This is a genomic window from Proteocatella sp. QWL-06 (assembly GCF_058684135.1).
Genome location: NZ_CM178755.1, coordinates 652,194 through 672,411, shown reverse-complemented (window position 1 = coordinate 672,411; position 20,218 = coordinate 652,194). Strand labels below are relative to the sequence as shown.

Sequence of the window (20,218 nt, the reverse complement as noted above, 5' to 3'; positions counted from 1 at the left end):
ATATTTTATTTTCGGTCATCTTCATCTTCAATATAGAATTCTGTTATCCTGTCAAACAGCCTTGCTGCAACCAGGCTCTTGTCCATAAGCGGAAGCTCTGTTATGGCTCCGCTCCTGTCAATTATATTTACTATGTTGGTGTCTGTTCCAAATCCTGCGCCTTCTTTTTTTACGTCATTTGCAACTATAAGGTCAAGATTTTTACGCTTCATCTTTGATACGGCGTTGTTCATTATGTCATCCGTCTCTGCCGCAAATCCTACGAGTATCTGGTTTTCCTTTTTCTGCTGCCCTGTCTCGAAGAGTATGTCATGAGTTCTTTGGAGCTCTATCCTCATATCTCCGTCGCTTTTCTTTATCTTGCTCTGGGACTTGTGTGCAGGGGTATAATCTGCTACAGCTGCCGACTTGATTATTATGTCCATGTCAGAGGCTCTTTTCATTACCTCCTGGTACATATCCTCTGAGGATTCTATGCTTATGAATTCTGATATTCCATATGGCACTTTTTCTGATGTCTTTCCGGAAACGAGCGTTACCTGAGCGCCTCTTCTGACTGCTTCTCTCGCTACCTGGTAGCCCATCTTTCCAGATGATCTGTTGGTTATATATCTTACCGGATCTATCGATTCGATAGTCGGTCCGGCCGTCACAAGGACTTTCTTCCCCTTAAGCTCTTCTGTTCGAGTCAGGTAATGCATAACTGTCTCTGTTATTTTTTCAGGGTCTTCCATCTTTCCCCTGCCGACATCATTGCAGGCAAGGAGGCCTTCTACAGGCTCTATGAATATGACGCCACGATTCTTCAGCTTTTCTATGTTTTCCTGAACTGCAGGGTTTTCATACATTGCCGTATTCATCGCCGGAGCCATTATTATTCTTGATTTTGTTGCCATTACGGTGGTGCTGAGCATGTCATCGGCGATGCCGTTTGCCATCTTTCCGATGATATTGGCGGTAGCTGGTGCAATCAGAAACACATCTGCCTTTTTTGCAAGGGAGATATGTTCTATGTCCCAGTAAAAATTCGTATCAAACATGTCAGTCACGACCCTGTTTTTTGAGAGACTCTGAAACGTAACAGGTCCTACGAACTTTGCCGCACTCTCTGTCATTATTACATCTACGTTCACATCTTTCTTTACGAGCCTTGAAACTATATCGCATGCCTTGTATGCAGCTATGCCTCCTGTAACTCCCAATACCACATTATGCTTCATGTTACTCTCCCATCAGGTTGCTGAACGCGTTGCACTTGTCCTCGTAATCCTGCTGCTCCATTTCCATTGTGTATGAGCTGCTGTATCCTATCTTCTTCTCAAAAACTTCCTGTGTAGCTATTGAAACAGGCTTTGTATCCGCTGTTCTTACAAGAGCATCACTTCCTTCTACAAGCTGTCTCGCTCTCTTTGAAACCTGGTTCACAAGTACGTATCTGCTGTCTGATATTTCTAATAGATCATTTATTGATGGATATAACATTATTTTTCCTCCTGGTATAAGTTGATAATCTGTTCACTGTATCTCTTTACGCTGCTCTTCTCTGCCTTTATTATGCTCTCCATGTAGCTTACTGCTTCTTCCACATCGTTGTTTACGATGAAATATGAATATTCGTTGATCTTCCTTATTTCACTGAGTGCTCTGGAAAGCCTGTCCTTGATCTGGTCATTTGTCTCTGTGCCTCTTTTGACGATTCTTTTCTCAAGCTCGCATATCGTCGGAGGAAGCACGAATATAAGTACTGCATCCGGATACTTTTCCTTGATCTGCATGGCGCCTACTATCTCGATTTCGAGTAGCACGTCTATGCCCTTGTTTATATTTTCTTCTACTACGCTCCTTGGAGTCCCGTAATAGTTTCCAAATACGTGAACGTGTTCCAGAAAACCATTATTTTTGAGAGAATGCTCAAATTCATCTTTTGTGATAAAGTTGTAGCTGACTCCTTCCACCTCTCCGTTTCGCTTTTCTCTGGTGGTGGTTGAAACAGAAAGTTTCACATCGTGGCACTTCTGCATAAAGCTCTCACATATGGTTCCTTTCCCGGCTCCTGATGGCCCTGAAAGTACAAGTAAAAGACCTTTCCTATCCATTATATTCTCCCTTTATCTTTTCATTATAGTCTTCCCTGTCACCAAATCTATGCCCTACAGTTTCAGGATTGTGCGATGAGAGTATGACATGTTCACTGTCCATTATTATCAGCGCCCTGGTTCTGCGTCCATATGTCGCATCGATGAGCTTCTTGCTGCTTCTGGCTTCTTCTATGATTCTCTTTATAGGAGCCGAGTCCGGACTTACTATCGCTATTATTCTGCTGGCATTAACCGTATTTCCAAATCCTATGTTAATTAAGCTCATTTTCTTCCTCTGCAATTATTCTATATTCTGTATCTGCTCTCTTATTTTTTCGAGCTCACATTTAAGGTCAACTACTACGTTTGTTATTTCTATTTTTGAGGATTTTGATCCAATCGTATTTACTTCGCGGTTCATTTCCTGAAGTATGAAATCCATTTTCCTGCCTACTGAGTCTTCGCCTTCTACGGTTTCTGTCAGCTGGATTATATGGCTTCTGAATCTCACTATTTCTTCGGTCACGTTTGCCTTGTCTGCAAGTATTGCCGCTTCCTGAACTATCCTCTGATCATCTATATTCTGTCCCATGTTTCTAAGCATATCTGAAAGCCTGGTCATGAGCTTCTGCTGATATTCTGCTTCTATGTTTTCGCTGAGCTTCTCTATTTTCTCGAAGTAAGCTTCGAGAAGCTGGCATCTTTCGAGTATGTCTTCTTTGAGCTTTTCACCCTCAGACCTTCTCATGTCCCTGAAGTTCGTGAATGCCATATCCATTGCGCTGTCCAGACATCTCTTTATTTCGCTCTGATCTATCTCTTTTTCCTCAAGCCTTATCACATCCTGAAATTTTGCGAGATCGACTGCACGTACCTGGCTCGAAGCCCCCGTAACCTCTTCGATTCCTGCAAGTACCTCATAATAGTTCTTTACGAGTTCCCTGTCAAAGCTTACCTTTGTGTCGCTCTCACTTCCAAGCTCGAGCTTTACGAATATATCCACCTTTCCTCTGGTAGCGTATTTCTTGAGGCTCTGCTTTATATATTCCTCCAGATATGCAATTTTTCTTGGCATCTTTACCTGAATATCCAGGTATCTGTTGTTCACGCTTTTTGCTTCCACGGTAAAATGATATCTTTCATCAAGATATTCTCCGCGTCCGTAGCCAGTCATGCTGATTGTCATCTCTTCCCACTTTCCTCAACGATATCAAACTTTATTATAAATTTACATTACTTTCTATTATACCTTCTTTTTTTTAAAAAATAAAGTTCATATTACATTAATTGTGGTAAAATAAATTAAAAAACAGGAAAAAGGTGATAACAATGCCATTAGACGGACTTACACTGCATGCTGCGGCGCACGAGCTGAACACTCTGCTCGCAGGTGGCAAGATAGATAAGATAACCCAGGCTGAGGATGATGAGATCCTCCTTTCCATAAGAAGCAATCAGAAGAACTATAAGCTGCTCATGAGCGCAAACAGCGCGAATCCGAGGATATACCTTGTAAAGGAATATAAAAAGGAAAACCCGCTCAAGGCGCCTATGTTTCTGATGATACTGAGAAAACACATAGGAGGCGGCAGAATCCTCTCCATATCGCAGAACGGATTTGACCGTTCTCTAACGCTGAGGATTGAAGCCTATGATGAGATGAGAGTGCTTCGCCAGAAACTCCTTGTAATAGAAATAATGGGAAAGCACAGCAATATAATCCTCGTGGATTCCGAATCGGGAAAGGTTACAGATGCTGTTAAGAGAGTTCCGCTTTCCATGAGCTCCGTAAGAGAAGTGCTTCCTAACAGGGAGTTCATTCAGCCGCCTGGCCAGAACAAGAAAAACCCTCTGATCGGCATAGGCCTCGAGGAATTCATATCAGTTCTTAAAAACAAAAACTCATCTATACTCAAGGCCATATATGGAAATTTTGAAGGCCTGAGCCCCGTAATAGCAAGAGAGATATGCTTCAGGGCTTCGATAGATGATTCGCTGTCGACCTATGAGCTTACAGATCTTAATTACGAGAGGCTGAAGAACTCTTTTGACAGGCTATTTAATGATGTGTCAGTAAATAATATATACCCAAATATAATAATGGATAAGCGACTCAATACTCCGGTTGAATTTTCTGCAGTAGCGCTGACTCATATGGAAGGCTTCAGCATAAAGCATAGCGAGAGCATAAGTGAGATATGTGAGCAGTATTTTGCGCTCAAGGATCTTTATGAGAGAATCCACCAGAGATCTTCGGACCTCAGGAAGTCAATCCAGATAAAGCTCGACCGAGTCAGGACCAAGCTCGAAAAACAGACAGATGAACTCAACAGGGCAAATGAGCTGGACAGATACTCAAAGACGGGAGAACTGCTCACAGCAAACATATATATGCTCAGTAAGGGCATGAAGGAGGTTCGTGTAATCGACTACTTCGACGAGAATGCGCCTGAGATAACCATACCTCTCGATGAACACCTGACCCCTTCTGAAAATATCCAGGCCTGCTACAAGAAATACAATAAATCAAAGAGCAGGATAAAGGAACTTGGAATCCAGATAGAGCAGACCAGGAGCGAAATGGAATATCTTGATAATGTAATGGTATCGATAAACAACTGCACGAGCCTTGATTCCATAGAAGAGATAAAGGAAGAGCTTGCAAGAGAGGGCTACTACAGCTTTTCAAAGACAGAGGGGAAAAAAGGCAGGAAGGAAAAATCCTCCGAGCCTCTCGAGTTTACTGCAACCGACGGGACCGAGATCCTCGTAGGGAAAAACAACACCCAGAATGACAGACTGACCCTGAAGATGTCAAAGCCGGATGACGTATGGCTGCATACGAAAAACATTCCCGGGTCTCATGTCATAATAAGGCAGAATCTCGATGACGTGTCCGAGGAGGCTCTCTACGAAGCTGCAAAGCTCGCCGCATATTACAGCAAGGCGAGGACTTCTTCTCAGGTGCCGGTAGACTACGCTCCGAGAAAGAACGTCAAAAAACCTAATGGAGCAAAGCCAGGAATGGTAATCTATGACGATTACGGCACAGTCTATGTCACTCCTGATGAGGAACTCGTATACAGGCTCATGAAGAACAGATAAAGAGGTGATTTCAATGAACGGTAAAAGCCTGCTGCAGAAATATACCTATCCTCGAAAAGATGACCCTGCTGCGCTGTATGCAGCCAAGGCTCTTTTTCGCAGATACTCAGACGATGGCCTCAGCCAGCTCGGAGGGCAGCTCGCATACTTTTTCATACTTTCAATATTTCCAATGCTCATGCTGCTCAGCCAGATAGTAGGAACCCTCAACATAAATACCGCCGAGCTTTCTCTGATACTTTCTGACTTTCTTCCCCCTGATGTCCTGAGCATCATATTTGATTATCTCAGATATGCCTCAGAGACAAAAAGCACGGGAATATTCACATTCAGTGCTGTATCCTCAGTGTTCATAGCCTCAAAGGCGCTGACCTCGATAATACATGCTCTGAGCAGGGCATATCGAACCGACATGAATGCCTCAAATATAAAAAAGCGGCTGCTTGCATTTCTCGTAACGCTCTTTCTGGCTTTTTCCATAATAATATCACTTGTGCTTATAACAGTCGGAAAGCCGCTTTTCCATGATATACTGGCCTTTTTCAGGCTCGACACGGTGTTTTTGGAGCTCTGGACGGTGCTGAGATGGTCTGTGTCGCTGTTTACGCTTTTCTGCACGCTGTACCTTGTTTACTTCATAATCCCCGAAGACAGAATACCTCGCAGATACAACATCATCGGGACCCTTTTCACGCTGATATCCCTTCTGGCCATGTCGCTGGGTTTTGCATACTATGTAAGCAATTTTTCAAATTACACCATAGTCTACGGATCCCTCGGTACAGTGATGCTGCTTCTGCTGTATCTGTATTTTGCAGGAATCATAATAGTAATGGGCGGAGAGCTGATCCATATACTCTACCAGAGGAGCAATGGACATTTTGAATATGACGTGAAAGATATGCAATCAGAAGCAAAAAGGTAATCTTAATTTATATTTTATTTCATAGAATTGTTTAAGCTGCACAAAAATGGTTATAAATGTTTTAGAGAGATTTCCCGATCTCTTCTCTTTTTATAGCCACGAGATGACTCCCTATTCCCTAAATCTCGTGGTTATTTTTTATGTTGACTTTGCCACTATTCTCGGATATAATTACCTTTAGATAAATCATACTTTAATTTGGTCCAGAGAGGCCAGAAAGGGATAGATAAAATGATGATTTCTTTTGTTGCCGCAAAAGTGATTTGTTTTTGCGCAGATAAAAATTATATTTCATACATCGAAACAATAAACAGAGGTGACTTTTTACAGAATATGTAAAAAGCTTATTTCTGTTTTTTTTTATTATATCCCGTAATACTATTTGAATTTGGAGGAAACTATGAAAGCAAAACTGATTCTGGAAAACAACATGGTTTTTGAAGGCAAGGCCTTTGGATACCTGCACGAATGCACAGGCGAAGTAGTCTTTAATACAGGTATGACAGGATATCAGGAGGTCCTCACAGACCCATCCTACTATGGACAGATCGTAACCATGACCTATCCGCTGGTAGGAAATTACGGAATAAACCTTGACGACATCGAATCCGCTTCCCCTAAGGTGAGAGGCTTCATCGTCAGAGAAAAATCAGATCACCCGAACAACTTCAGATGCGAGCTTGAGCTTGACACCTATCTTGAATCAAACAAAATAATGGGACTTGAAGGAATAGATACTAGAGCGCTTACAAAGCTGCTTCGAAACGCCGGCACAATGAAGGGCATAATAGTCCTTGAAAACAGCCACTACTCTGAAGATGAAATACAGGAAAAGCTCGCAGGCTTTTCAAACAGAGATGCCGTTTCAAGGGTTTCTACAAAAGAAATATACAATATACCCGGAAAAGGAAAAAAGGTAGCCGTGATGGATTACGGAATAAAGACCAACATACTCAGAAACTTCATGAAAAGAGGCTGCGATCTGACTGTATTCCCATGTGATGCTGCAGCAGAGCAGGTGCTTGCGACAGATCCGGATCTTATCTTCCTTTCAAACGGCCCGGGAGATCCAGCCGACATGCCTGAAGCCATAATCGAGATACAGAAGATGACAGCTCAAAAGCCAGTGGTTGGAATATGTCTTGGACATCAGCTGCTTGCGATAGCATTCGGGGGAGCTACCGGCAAGCTTAAATTCGGACACAGAGGATGCAACCATCCGGTAAAGAACCTTCTGATAGACAGGGTCCACATAACATCACAGAATCACGGATACTATGTAACAGAGCTTCCTGAGAACTTTGAAATAACCCATGTGAGCATGAACGATGACACCATAGAGGGAATGAGACACAAGACTATGCCTGTATTCTCGGTTCAGTTCCATCCGGAAGCAAGCCCGGGACCGGTGGACAGCGAATATATATTCGATGAGTTCCTGAAGTATTCACTGTAATTTTATTGTTCGAGGAGGATAAAGATGCCATTAAATAAAGATATAAAGAAAGTACTTGTAATAGGTTCAGGCCCAATAATAATAGGACAGGCTGCAGAATTTGACTACTCAGGCACACAGGCCTGCCAGTCCCTGAAGGAAGAAGGCATTGAGGTAGTGCTGGTAAACTCAAATCCCGCAACCATAATGACTGATGCCGAGATAGCAGACAAGATATATATAGAGCCGATAACGCTCGAATTCGTAGAAAAGATAATAGAAAAGGAAAGACCAGACTCGCTGCTTGCCGGAATGGGCGGACAGACAGGGCTCAACATGGCCGTGGAGCTTCATGACAGCGGAGTACTCGAAAAATACGGAGTAAAGGTAATCGGAACATCGATAGACTCAATCAAGAAAGGCGAAGACAGAGAGCTTTTCAGAGATATGATGAAGGAAATCGACCAGCCGGTAATAGAAAGCGAGATAATCACAGATCTCGATTCAGGGCTTCGCTGGGCTGCCAAGGTAGGATACCCTGTAATAGTAAGACCTGCATATACGCTTGGAGGCTCAGGCGGCGGAATCGCAGAAAACGAAGATTCACTGAGGACCATACTGGCATCAGGACTCATGCTGAGCACGATCGGCCAGGTACTTCTCGAGAAGAGCGTAAAGGGCTGGAAGGAAGTCGAATACGAGGTAATGAGAGACAGCAAGGGAAACTGCATCACCGTATGCAACATGGAGAACATCGATCCTGTAGGAATACACACAGGCGATTCCATAGTAGTAGCCCCAAGCCAGACGCTCTCTGACAAGGAATACCAGATGCTTCGTACATCTTCTCTCAAGATACTCGAAGCCGTAGGGATCGAAGGAGGCTGCAACGTGCAGTTCGCCCTGAACCCTAACTCTTTTGAATATGCCGTAATAGAGATAAACCCGAGGGTTTCACGTTCATCAGCGCTTGCATCAAAGGCTACAGGATACCCTATAGCAAAGGTGGCTGCAAAGATAGCGCTCGGATACGGGCTCGACGAGATAAAAAATGCAGTTACTCAGAAGACCTACGCCTGCTTTGAGCCATCGCTGGACTATGTAGTAGTAAAGATACCAAAATGGCCTTTCGACAAGTTCTACCTTGCAGACAGGGAGCTGGGAACAAAGATGATGGCAACAGGCGAGATCATGGCCATCGGAAGCAACTTCGAATCAGCATTCCTAAAGGGAATAAGATCGCTCGAGCTCAACAGATACTCAATGGAGCATCCAAAATTCAAGGACTACTCTCTGGCACAGCTCAAGGCAAAGGTAATCTCTCCTGATGACGAAAGAATATTCGCGCTTGCCGAGATAATAAGACGTGACTACAGAATGGACAAGATAGCCAGAATAACAGGAATCGACCCATTCTATCTCGAAAAATTCAAATGGATAATAAACGAAGAACAGAGGCTCAAGCTGAGCAGGCTCTCAGACCTTAACAAGGAATGGCTGCTCAACCTCAAGAAGCACGGATTCTCAGACAAGGCCATAAGCGACATGCTGAAGGTATCTCCAGAGCAGATATACAAGCTCAGAAACATCTGGGACATAAATCCAGCCTTCAAGATGGTTGATACCTGCGCAGGCGAGTTTGAGGCACTCTCCCCTTACTACTACTCGACATATGAGCAGTATGACGAGGTTGAGGTTTCAGACAGAAAAAAAGTAATTGTTCTCGGATCAGGACCTATAAGGATTGGACAGGGCATTGAGTTCGACTATGCTTCAGTGCACTGCGTAATGGCACTGAGAAACATGGGAATCGAGACCATAATAATAAACAACAATCCGGAAACAGTAAGTACAGACTTCAACATATCAGACAAGCTCTACTTTGAGCCGCTTACAGAAGAAGACGTGCTTGAGATAATATACAAGGAAAAGCCGGACGGAGTTATACTCCAGTTTGGCGGACAGACTGCCATAAAGCTGGCAAAATTCCTCAAGGAAAAGAACATACCTACGCTTGGAACTACTTCTGACCAGATAGACCTTGCAGAGGACAGAGAGCAGTTTGACGCTCTTCTTGAAAAGCTTGACATAGCAAGGCCTAAGGGCAAGGCTGTATGGAGCGCAGAAGAAGGACTGATCGAGGCAGCAAAACTTGGATTCCCGATACTTGTAAGACCATCGTTCGTGCTTGGAGGCCAGGGAATGGAGATAACCCACTCTGATGAAGAACTCGCTCACTACCTCACGGATGCATTCAAAAAAGACAAAAAAAATCCAGTCCTTATCGATAAATACCTTATGGGAATGGAGCTTGAGGTAGATGCGATTTCAGACGGAGAAGACGTACTAATCCCGGGAATAATGCAGCATCTTGAGAGAGCCGGCGTACACTCCGGAGACAGCATAACCATATACCCTACTCAGAACGTGAGCGAAAAGATAAAGGCCGACATACTGGATTACACCAAAAAGCTCGCTGCAGGAATAGGCATAAAGGGAATGATAAACATACAGTTCATCTGCTACGAAGAAAAGCTTTATGTGATAGAGGTAAACCCTCGTGCTTCAAGGACAGTCCCATATATCTCAAAAGTGAGCAAGGTGCCTATAGTAGACATCGCTACCAGGGTTATGCTTGGAGAAAAGCTCAAGGATATGGAATACGGAACAGGCATATACAAAGAAAGCAGGCTGATATCAGTAAAGGTTCCGGTATTCTCAACGCAGAAGCTGCCTAACGTGGAAGTGAGCCTCGGACCAGAGATGAAATCCACAGGAGAAGTACTTGGAATAGGAAATACTCTTGAGGAAGCTCTCTACAAAGGCTTTGTCGGTGCAAATATGTACACAGGCAAAAAAGGAAAGACCATACTCGCTACCATAAACGATCAGGACAAGGAAGAATTCCTTGCGATCGCAAAGGATCTTGACAAGCTTGGATTCAGCTTCGTATCCACAGAGGGTACTGCAAATGTGCTCAAGGCCTCAGGAATAAACGCAAGAGCCGTAAACAGAATAAACGAAGACAGCCCGAACCTGATGGACCTGATCAAGAACAAGGAGATAAACCTTCTCGTGAATACCCCTACCAAAGGAAACGACTCAAAAAGGGACGGATTCAACATGAGAAGAGCTTCAATTGAAAGAAATATAGACGTAATGACGTCGCTCGATACCTTCAGGGCATTCCTGTCATTCGAAAAGCTGCTGATCACTCCGCAGAAGCTTGAGATATTCGATATATCTGCGATATAGGGCCATTTCACAGCAATAAATATATCCCCCGGCTTCAGAAATTTCTGAGTCCGGGGGACCTTTTTTGTACCTGCGTTACATATTCCGTTTGCTGTTAAGAAGAATCCCCTTGTCAAAAAGCAGCAGGTCATCGCCCATAAGGTTTATTACTTCCTGCGTAAAACCGCTCTTTGAAAACAGCGCATGAATTATCCTGTAGTCCTTAATTTCCTTTATCCCCCGGCCTTTTTCAACAAGCTGTGAATATACCCTCATATCCACAGGTCTTCCCCAGTATTTGCATTCACCGAGTACGCATATACCTTCTGACTCGTCAATTGCGCATACATCCACTTCCACATTCTTCTCCCAGTAGCTTCCAATCCTGTTGAAAATATATGGAAGCCCGGCGTTTCTGAGATTCTGCCTTGATACATCCTCAAACACGAAGCTTACATGAGAATCATTCATGTTGGCCTCAATCTTTTTTACTACCGGATCGAGGTTTTCTATTTCAAGCTCCCCTTTGTAGGGAGCTACAAATCTGAACCAGAAGCTTATGAAATTATCCTTGATATAATACTGGCCTTTTCTGCTTTTTTCAGGAAACCGCTCTGTTGCAGGAGTGCGTTTCTCCAATATCTCAAGATCTATGAGCACCCCAAGATATGGGGTCAAAAAACTGCTTTTAACCTCAAGCACGGATGCAATATCTGAAATCCTGTGGTTTCCTGCTGCTATAGTCTTTATTACCGAAAAATATGTCATAGTATTTTTAACTTCTTTTTCAAGAAGAAAAACAGGCTCCTCATATAAAAAGCTGCCTCTCTGAAGAATATCAGACTTTATGTTTTCCATTATATCAAGTGACTCATCCAGGAGTTCCATGTATTTTGGCACTCCCCCCGTTACGCTGTAAAACTTTACAAGATCTTCAAAGCTCATATCCTCATAATTAAGACAGAACTCGCTGAAGCTGAGCGGAGAAAGCTTTATCTGAGCAGTGCGCCTTCCATAGAGCGGACTGTCATATGAAAGTACTTCTTTGAGCATCATGCTTATAAGCGACCCGCATACAATAAGCATCACATTGCTTTCGCTAAGGAAAGTGTCCCATATCCTCTGCAGTACAGATGAAAATGCAGGATTTGCTCCAGTCAGATACTGAAATTCATCTATTACGAGCACTTTCTTTTTCTCAGGGCTGTGCTGAGCAAAAATCCGAAAAACACTTTCCCAGTCCGTGAACCTTGCATTCTCCAGATAGCCTGTTCCCGAAAAACGGGAGAACGCGCTTACGAAATTTTTGATGTTTTCGCCTTCCAGTTCTTCAGTGGCAAGAAAGTACATCGCATCCTTGTCTTTTATGAACTCTTTTATAAGCGTGGTCTTTCCTACTCTTCTTCGTCCGTATATAACTGTAAATCCGGCATCTCGCCTGTATTCCTTTTCCAGAATTCTGAGTTCTGAAGATCTTCCTATGAATTTTTTCATATTACACCTCTATATAAAAAATAGTATAATTCAAATTATTATAATTTAAATTATACTATTTAAAATGTATAGTGTCAATCTCTGCCTGTTATAACATATACTGCTTAACTGCCAGATATGCTGAGTCCCGATACCCTTACGCTCGGTGCTCCTGCCCCTCCGGAAAGAGGTGACATAATGAAATCATCTGCAACGCAGTCTATTTCCTTCAGCAGCTCAAAGAAATTTCCCGAAACAGTTATCTGACTTACCGGATCTGCTATAGTTCCGTCCTCTATCAGGAATCCATGGCACTGAAGCGAAAAGTCTCCTGATACCGGATTTATCCCTGAATGAAGCCCCTGAAGCCCGGTCACCATGATGCCTCTTCTGATTTCCTCAAGCATGGATTTCAGACTGATTTTTCCCGGCATGAAGCACAGGTTTGAAGGTGCTATCTCTACTGAGGATTTGAATGAGCTTTTTGATGCATTTCCGGTCGTCTGCGTCCCATCTATGTGAGCCGTCTTGAGATTGTGCAGATATGTCATCAGGATGCCGTTTCCGATTATCGGCTTTTTATATGTTGCCACGCCCTCTGCGTCAAATGCCGTAGTCCTGAGGCCCAGCCTGATATGAGGGTCATCTGTGATATTTACATGCTCCGATGCTATACGGCTTCCCAGCTTTCCTGAAAGGGCTGAAAGCTTTTTCTGCACCTGCTCTGCGCTGAAGTGGTTTGAGAACTGAGAGAAGAAATCTGAAAATGCCTCATTCTCAAAGACTACAGGATACTCTGCGGAAGACACCGGCTTTGCCCCGAGCATGCTGAGCGCCTCCCCGGATGCCGAGTTTACTATCTCATCCATGTCAAGTCCGGCAAAGCTCTCAGCCATATGGGCACCTGTTCCTGTCCTTGTATCTTCGCCTTCCTGTGCTACCGCTACCGCATATGCATAGGAAAGACTTCTGGTTTCACTTAGGTTAAGCCCTTTTGTGTTTCTTATGTGCTTTGTATAGACGGACTCCGAATATGCATTTGTGGATATCCTGACTATTCTCTCGTCTGATTCCATCAGCTTTTTTTCGAGCTCGAGCATGAAGCTTATCTTGTCTTCTGTCGTGCCTTGACCCTCTGCATCTTCCGAAAGATCTTTATAAGTTCCGGAGCCGTCATGAAGAAATACCCTGTCCTGAGATTCTATGACTGCAGCATTTGAATACGCCTCATCAACGAGCATGTCCAGGGCATTTTCATCGAGTATCTCGGTGTAGGCATAGCCCATCTTTCCGCCTGTGATTCCTCTGTATGAGAGCCCGCCCTGCTCTGACATGTTGAATTTCTCGACCTCTCCCTGATATACGGATATCCTAAGGCTCTTTGCTGATTCATGATATATTTCCTGATCCTCAAATCCTCTGATTCTTCCTTTTTCAAACAGTTTTTCTATAAGTCTGTGCATCTATGCCTCCTTTCCACCAACGGTTATCTCTGATACTTTTATGGCCGGCTGTCCCAGTCCTGCCGGAATGGAGCCGCTCACCGAGCCGCACATGCCTTCTCCGGAATCAAAGTTGTTGCTCACCATTTCAATCCTGTTAAGTATCTCGAGACCCGTTCCGATCAACGTTGCTCCCTTTATAGGAGCGCCAATCTTTCCGTTTTTCACAAGATATGCTTCCTGCGTGGCAAAATTGAATTCTCCTGTGGCAGGGTTTACTGAGCCCCCTCCAAGGTATTTTGCATATATGCCGTTGTCCATGGAAGCTATCATGTCTTCAAACCTGCTGTTTCCATTCAGTATATATGTGTTTGTCATCCTTGAGGTTGGTGCGTATTTGTACGATTCTCTCCTTGAAGATCCCGTAGGATCCATGTTCATGCGTCTTCCGTTGAGCTTGTCCACCATATAGTTTTTGAGGATTCCGTTTTCTATCAGCACATTCCTTGATGTCTGCATTCCCTCATCGTCATATGAGGATGAGCCCCATCCGTTGAGCACCGTACCATCATCTACGGCAGTTACTGCCTCTGATGCGATCTTTTCTCCGAGCTTTCCGGCAAATACCGAGTTGTTTTTTGCCACTGAGGTGGCTTCGAGCCCATGGCCGCATGCCTCATGGAATATTACGCCTCCGAATTTGTTGTCTATTACGACCGGAAATCTCCCGCTTGGCGCCGCTCCTGCTCCAGTCATGGTGACCGCTATTCTGGCCGCCTCTCTTGCCATGTCTTCTACCTTTATTTCATCATACAGCTCAAAGCCTTTGCCCGAGCCTTTTCCGATAAAGCCCTGCTCAAGCTTTCCGTTTCTTTCGGCCACTGCGTTAATGACAAACCTCGTCCTTGTCCTCTGATCGGTAACGAACCTTCCCTCTGAATTGGCAATGAGCACATTCTGAGTGAAATCCAGATAATTGACCTTCACCTGGCTTATTGACGGATCATATTCCGATGCGGCCTGATGTGCTCTTCTCATAAGCTCTGCCTTGTGTGATTTTGAGACAGACTGAGGAAGCACTATGACCGGATGATTCACGGCGGCTTCTTCCATCACGAAGTCAATCTTCAACTCCTGAGGCACCGCTCTGAGCGACTTTGATGCGCTTATCGCAAGGTTTATGAGGGCTTCTCTGTCCATGGCGTTAGTATATGTGTAGACACTGTTAAATCCATTGAATATCCGTATCCCGACTCCTGCCGTCCTTCCGGCTGAAGATCGCTCCACTTTTCCTTCTATCATGCCTATGGAAGAATCGAATCTGTCTTCCGCAAACACCTCCGCAAAATCTCCTCCATGGGAAAGGGCAGCCATAAGCACGTCATTTACAATATTTTTATCCAGCATATTTTTTCTCCTTAATCTCGAGCTATATCCTGCAGAGCTCTTCGTATACTCTGTTGAGCGGCAGCCCCACCACATTGTAGTAATCTCCGACTATGGACTCTACAAACAGTCCCGCATGGCCCTGTATGCCATACGCGCCGGCTTTTCCCATAGGCTCTCCGGAGCTTACATACCAGTCTATTTCTTCCTCCGTGAGCTCCTTGAAAACCACAGAGGTCTTTTCGCAGAATTTAATCCTCCTGCCATTTCCATCCATTATGCATACTCCTGTATACACGCTGTGAGACCTTCCTGAGAGCAGTCTGAGAAGCCTTTTTGCATCCTCTTCGTCTGCAGGCTTTCCAAGTATCTGGCCGTCTATATAGACTATGGTGTCGCTTCCTATGACTATATCATGAGGATATTTTTCGGCTATCGGCTCAGCCTTTCTGCATGCAAGCTCCTTCAGGTTTTCTTCGATGTCACTATTCTCATCCATGGTCTCATCTACATCTGCCGCATCAATTATGAAATCCCATGGAGTCAGCGCCATAAGTTCTTTTCTCCTTGGCGATTTGGACGCGAGTATTATCCTTTTATCTATCTTCTTCATAAAAATAACGGGAAACCTGCAATATGCGGTTTCCCTCTCCTTTCAACTTTATTATATCTCCGCTTTATTATATATTCGCTTACATGTTTTTTTATGCGCCCTGTGGCATATTGAAGCTTACGAAATACTGGTCATACCATACAAGGAATGCGTATATGGTGTATATCTTTCTTCCGTTGTTCTTCTTTCCTGCATAGTGCTCGTCGAGAAGGGCAAGGATCTTTTCTCTGTCAAAGAACTCAGAAACATACTCCTTTTCAAACTGTGCTCTCACTATATTGCAGTATTTCTCTTCTTTTATCCAGTGTATGAAAGGCACGAGGAATCCCGCTTTTCTTCGCTTTGCCCAATCAAGAGGGATCTTTTTCTGAGCAGCTTCCCTGAATACGTATTTCGTTGTGGTCCCATTTACCTTGTACTTGACCGGAATCTTGGTAGAGAGGTTCCACACTTCCTTGTCGAGGAATGGCACTCTGAGCTCTATTGAGTGAGCCATAGTTATCTTGTCGGCCTTCAGGAGTATGTCGTCTACTATCCACATGTTCATGTCGAGATAGCAGCGCTTTGTCACGTCATCGAGGTTCTTCACCTTGTCATAATATGGCTTTGTAAGCTCCCTGTATGTCACCGGATTCTTGTATTTGCTGCTTAGTATGTCATTTGCCTGCTCATCTGACATTATGTGAGCCTGGCCGATGTAGCGCTCTTCGACACTCTGTCCGTATTTCATTATTATGGTCTTGCCTGTGAAGTGAGGCCTGTCCTTTACCATATCCCTTATCTTTCTGCGAAGCCCCATAGGCAGCATAGAATACAGGCGATTTACGGTCGGCTCCTCATACTCGTTGTAGCCTGCAAAGAGCTCGTCTGCGCCTTCTCCTGAAAGCACTACCTTGACGTCCTTTGCCGCAAGCTGCGAAAGATAGTAGAGCGGAACTGATGAAAGGTTTGCATGCGGCTCATCTGAATGGTACTGTACCATAGGTATCGCAGCAAAGAACTCATCTGCAGATATCATCTTCGACTTGTTCTGTATGTTAAGCTTTTCTGAAAGCTCCTTTGCATAGACGGTCTCGTCAAAACCCTGGTTGTCAAATCCTACAGAGTAGGTGTTGTCCGGCTTTGCGCATGAAACCACGTAGCTCGAATCCACTCCTCCTGAAAGGAATGCTCCTACCTCGACGTCGCTTATCTTGTGATATTTCACTGATTCTTCAACAGACTCTCCTATGAGCTTTACATATTCCTCAAAAGGCTTGTCCTCTACCTTGTAGCTCAGGTCGAAATACTTGCTTATCTCCATCTTTCCATCCCTGAATATGAAATAGTGACCCGGCTTCAGTTTGTTTACGTTCTTGAAGAAGGTCTCATTGAGCACGGAATACTGGAATACGAGGAAATGCTTGAGCGCCTCTTCGTTAACCTCTTTTTTAAATCCCGGGAACGGAAGGAATGACTTTATCTCTGAACCAAACAGAAGCTCATCTCCTATTTTTGAATAATAGAATGGCTTTATCCCAAAGAAGTCTCTCGCTCCAAAAAGCTGTTTCTTTACAGAATCCCATATTACAAAGGCAAACATTCCTCTGAGCTTTCCAAGCAGGTCTGTGCCGTACTCCTCATAGCCGTGGATAAGTACCTCTGTATCTGAATTGTTTCTGAATATATGACCCTTTTCAAGCAGGTCCTTTTTTATCTCCTGATAGTTGTATATCTCACCGTTGAAGGTTATTATTATCGAGCCATCCTCATTCTTCATAGGCTGAGAGCCTTCTGCAAGGTCTATTATGCTCAGCCTCCTGAATCCCATGGCTATCTCGTCATCTGTATATATTCCCTCGCTGTCAGGTCCTCTGTGAATTATCATGTTTCCCATATTTCTGACAGTTTCTTCTTTATTCTCTATTTTTCTGCTGTAAAATCCTACAAATCCGCACATTTATATTTACGCTGCCTTTCTTATATTATCCTTAATTATCTCACTTTGTAATAATACCATATCACATGGTTTTTCACAATTGATATGAGCAAAAAAACAGGCACATCCGCTACGAATCATGCCTGCCATATTATCCCACTGCCGTATCATATTTTTATTATGTTATCTCCCATGTACCTGGCTTCTTCGTCGCTGTGCGTGCTTATGACAAGAGTCTTTCCCTTTGTGTTTTCTCTGACGTATTTCATGCACATGAGCCTGGTCTCGCCGTCCAGTCCCCTGAAGGGTTCATCCATAAGTATGAGGTCGCTTTCTGCCATAACTGCCCTTACTATGGCAACTCGCCTCTTCATGCCTCCGCTGAGGTTTTTTACAGGCGTCCTGATCTCATTTTCAAGCCCTGCCAGCCTGAGATTTTCTGCGATGCGCTCATGCCTGCTTTTCGGATTGCCGCCGCGGCCAGAGCTGAGCACCATCTTTATGTTCGTCTCTACGCTGAGCAGCTCGCACAGCCGGTCCTCCTGAAAGACAGCCGAAAGCCTCATAGCCTCATGTCCGCAGATTATTCCGCTTTCAGGGACTTCAAGGCCCATAAGCATCCTCAGCAGGGTAGTCTTTCCTCTTCCGGATCTTCCCATCAGCACAGTAGATGCTGCCTTTTCCAGCTGGATGTCAAACCCACTGAAGACCATCCTGTCACCGTATTTTTTTGTGATATCCTTTATTACTATATGAGATTCTGTATTCATGATGCTCTCCAGTTGAATTTATATTCTTTCAATCTTGCGGCTTACTGCCTTTATTATCCCTATTATGGTTTTTTCGTAGATCACGCTGATGATTATCATGGTTATTGTCCATGCAAAAAGCCCCGCTGTATCAAGCAGTATCTTTGACCTGTACAGATTTTCCCCTATGGAATTTCCGGGAAGGCCTATGACCTCTGCCGCTATGCCTGATTTCCAGCAGAAGGCAATCCCTATGGATGCTCCTGAAAGAAAGAACGGCATTACGAGAGGAGAATATATGTACAGCGCTTTTTTGAGGCGGCTTATCCGAAATATCTTTGCCATCTCAAGAAGCTCACGGTCTGTAGCAACAAGCCCGCTCAGGGTGTTTGTGTATATTATCGGAAGCACCATCAGAAATGATATGAATACAGAGAGATTTTCTGTCCTTATCCATACGAGCGCCAGTATTACAAACGATGCCACAGGTATGGATTTCACGGCCTGCATGAATGGCTCGAGCATTATCCTTATGATGCTGCTCTTATAGGAAATGACGGCCAGGATCATACCAAGGCTGCATGCCATCACAAAGCCGGCAGTCATCCTTATCAGAGACCCGCTTATCGAGCTCCAGAAATTCATCTGACCCGAGAGCTCGACTATCGTGCCAAGAACCTTTGCCGGAGAGGCCAGGAGTATCTCTTCTCCCACAGCCATGCTGGCAGACTGCCACAGCAGTATCCAGAAGGACACTGCTGCAATTTTGGTTATTCTGTCCCTGCTTTTGTTTTCTTTATCTGGGTTCATATATAAGTCCCCTGTATTTACTTCTGATTCATGAAATAGAAGTCTTCTCCCGGCAGCTTGCCTCCTACAGATTTTGGATCCTGGTCAAAAAGTATCTGCAGATAAGCGCCAAGATTGGCCTTCATGTCATCTCCTGCTATGAAGGTAATGTTTGATTTCGGGATGGCTTTTTTTGCCACAGGCGCAGGCACTATCTCATATTTCCCCACAAGCTCTGCCGCTGCGTCAGGGTCACTTTTCGTAAACTCCGTGGAAGCCTTGTATTCGCTCAGGAATGTCTCAAATGCGCCCTGATTGTTTTCAAGGAATTCATTTCTTACTATAAGGACTCCTGTTACGAGCTCTTCTCCGTTTATCTTCTTCCATTCATCGCCGAAGCTGATTGCGTCCCTCAGATTTTCGTTCTTTGATTTTGCAACCGTTACAAACGGCTCAGGGAGGACTCCTATGGCATCCGGCGTACTTGCAAGCACTGCTGCCACTTCAGTTGATTCCGCCTTGTACTCTATTGTAAGGTCTTTCTGCGGATCTATTCCGTTTGAAGTCAGCAGATAGTTAAGGGCATATTCGGGCGTAGTTCCCTTTCCTGTTGAGTATACAGTCTTTCCCTTAAGGTCTTCAAGAGAATTAACGGTATTTCCGTTTTCAACTATATAGAGCACTCCAAGCGTGTTTATCGCCGCTGCAGATATCTTTCCCTCTGTCTTGTTATACAGCACCGATGCGAGATTTGCCGGAACAGCTGCGATGTCAAGCTCTCCTTTTACTATATCTGCCACTATTTCATCTGCTGTGCCTGATATCGTGAAATTATATGGATTGAGAGAAGCTCCCGCCTCGCTCTGATTCATGAGGCTTACCATGCCCATTCCCGTAGGTCCCTTCATTACCGCTACATTTATCGGAGTCTCCGATACCTCAGGCGCTGCGGCTTCTTTCTGCTGAGTGCAGCCTGAAATCAGCGATATGGTTAGCAATGCTGTTAAGATTAATGATAATGACTTTTTCATATTTCCCCTCCACTTTTATGTTCATTTTTATAAATTGTAT

The 20,218-nt window shown here is 44.2% G+C and carries 17 protein-coding genes; 4 read left to right on the top strand and 13 right to left on the bottom strand.

Going from position 1 to position 20,218, the window contains the following annotated elements:
• Nucleotides 1-5: 5 nt before the first annotated feature.
• Genes coaBC through AC4PGZ_RS03225 form a run of 5 tightly spaced genes read right to left on the bottom strand, consistent with a single transcriptional unit; the run spans nt 6 to nt 3,264 of the window.
• On the bottom strand, nt 6-1,220 hold the full coding sequence (coaBC, locus tag AC4PGZ_RS03245; RefSeq protein WP_492159611.1) for a bifunctional phosphopantothenoylcysteine decarboxylase/phosphopantothenate--cysteine ligase CoaBC: 1,215 nt from the start codon (nt 1,218-1,220) through the stop codon (nt 6-8).
• A gap of 1 nt (nt 1,221) precedes the next feature.
• Nucleotides 1,222-1,482 carry a DNA-directed RNA polymerase subunit omega gene (rpoZ, locus tag AC4PGZ_RS03240; protein WP_492159610.1) on the bottom strand — a complete coding sequence of 87 codons (261 nt, stop codon included), beginning with the start codon at nt 1,480-1,482 and terminating at the stop codon, nt 1,222-1,224.
• Complete coding sequence (gmk, locus tag AC4PGZ_RS03235; protein ID WP_492159609.1) at nt 1,482-2,096, bottom strand: guanylate kinase; 615 nt, start codon at nt 2,094-2,096, stop codon at nt 1,482-1,484. The genes rpoZ and gmk overlap by 1 nt, the downstream gene beginning before the upstream one ends.
• Nucleotides 2,089-2,364 carry a DUF370 domain-containing protein gene (locus AC4PGZ_RS03230; RefSeq protein WP_492159608.1) on the bottom strand — a complete coding sequence of 92 codons (276 nt, stop codon included), beginning with the start codon at nt 2,362-2,364 and terminating at the stop codon, nt 2,089-2,091. The genes gmk and AC4PGZ_RS03230 overlap by 8 nt, the downstream gene beginning before the upstream one ends.
• Nucleotides 2,365-2,379: 15 nt before the next feature.
• Nucleotides 2,380-3,264: a YicC/YloC family endoribonuclease gene (locus tag AC4PGZ_RS03225; RefSeq protein WP_492159607.1), complete on the bottom strand. Its 885-nt coding sequence runs from the start codon at nt 3,262-3,264 to the stop codon at nt 2,380-2,382.
• Nucleotides 3,265-3,407: 143 nt separating this feature from the next.
• Here AC4PGZ_RS03225 and AC4PGZ_RS03220 point away from each other — a divergent pair, with 143 nt between their 5' ends.
• The 4 genes from AC4PGZ_RS03220 to carB all read left to right on the top strand — a co-directional run bounded on the left by AC4PGZ_RS03220 (nt 3,408) and on the right by carB (nt 10,798).
• A complete protein-coding gene (locus AC4PGZ_RS03220) occupies nt 3,408-5,183 on the top strand; it encodes an Rqc2 family fibronectin-binding protein (protein WP_492159606.1) in 1,776 nt (591 codons plus the stop codon).
• A 13-nt stretch (nt 5,184-5,196) separates the two neighbouring features.
• The gene (locus AC4PGZ_RS03215; protein WP_492159605.1) at nt 5,197-6,108 is read left to right on the top strand and encodes a YihY/virulence factor BrkB family protein; all 912 of its coding nucleotides are present in this window, start codon (nt 5,197-5,199) and stop codon (nt 6,106-6,108) included.
• Between the two features lie 400 nt (nt 6,109-6,508).
• Complete coding sequence (gene carA / locus AC4PGZ_RS03210) at nt 6,509-7,564, top strand: glutamine-hydrolyzing carbamoyl-phosphate synthase small subunit (protein WP_492159604.1); 1,056 nt, start codon at nt 6,509-6,511, stop codon at nt 7,562-7,564.
• A 24-nt stretch (nt 7,565-7,588) separates the two neighbouring features.
• Nucleotides 7,589-10,798, top strand: coding sequence for a carbamoyl-phosphate synthase large subunit (gene carB, locus AC4PGZ_RS03205; protein WP_492159603.1), 3,210 nt, complete (start codon nt 7,589-7,591; stop codon nt 10,796-10,798).
• A 75-nt stretch (nt 10,799-10,873) separates the two neighbouring features.
• On the opposite strand, the gene AC4PGZ_RS03200 is transcribed toward carB, so the two are convergent.
• From AC4PGZ_RS03200 to AC4PGZ_RS03165, 8 genes are all read right to left on the bottom strand, one after another.
• Nucleotides 10,874-12,271 (bottom strand): ATP-binding protein, encoded by a 1,398-nt coding sequence (locus AC4PGZ_RS03200; protein ID WP_492159602.1) that lies wholly within the window; start codon nt 12,269-12,271, stop codon nt 10,874-10,876.
• A 104-nt stretch (nt 12,272-12,375) separates the two neighbouring features.
• Nucleotides 12,376-13,713 carry a TldD/PmbA family protein gene (locus AC4PGZ_RS03195; RefSeq protein WP_492159601.1) on the bottom strand — a complete coding sequence of 446 codons (1,338 nt, stop codon included), beginning with the start codon at nt 13,711-13,713 and terminating at the stop codon, nt 12,376-12,378.
• Nucleotides 13,714-15,099, bottom strand: coding sequence for a TldD/PmbA family protein (locus AC4PGZ_RS03190; RefSeq protein ID WP_492159600.1), 1,386 nt, complete (start codon nt 15,097-15,099; stop codon nt 13,714-13,716).
• Between the two features lie 22 nt (nt 15,100-15,121).
• Complete coding sequence (locus tag AC4PGZ_RS03185; protein WP_492159599.1) at nt 15,122-15,691, bottom strand: Maf family protein; 570 nt, start codon at nt 15,689-15,691, stop codon at nt 15,122-15,124.
• A 91-nt stretch (nt 15,692-15,782) separates the two neighbouring features.
• Entirely contained in the window at nt 15,783-17,630 is a 1,848-nt protein-coding gene (asnB, locus tag AC4PGZ_RS03180) for an asparagine synthase (glutamine-hydrolyzing) (RefSeq protein WP_492159598.1), read from the bottom strand.
• 146 nt (nt 17,631-17,776) lie between these two features.
• Complete coding sequence (locus AC4PGZ_RS03175; RefSeq protein WP_492159597.1) at nt 17,777-18,379, bottom strand: ATP-binding cassette domain-containing protein; 603 nt, start codon at nt 18,377-18,379, stop codon at nt 17,777-17,779.
• A gap of 18 nt (nt 18,380-18,397) precedes the next feature.
• Entirely contained in the window at nt 18,398-19,168 is a 771-nt protein-coding gene (locus AC4PGZ_RS03170; protein WP_492159596.1) for an ABC transporter permease, read from the bottom strand.
• Nucleotides 19,169-19,185: 17 nt separating this feature from the next.
• Nucleotides 19,186-20,178, bottom strand: a complete 993-nt coding sequence (locus AC4PGZ_RS03165) for an ABC transporter substrate-binding protein (RefSeq protein WP_492159595.1) — start codon at nt 20,176-20,178, stop codon at nt 19,186-19,188.
• Nucleotides 20,179-20,218 lie beyond the last annotated feature (40 nt).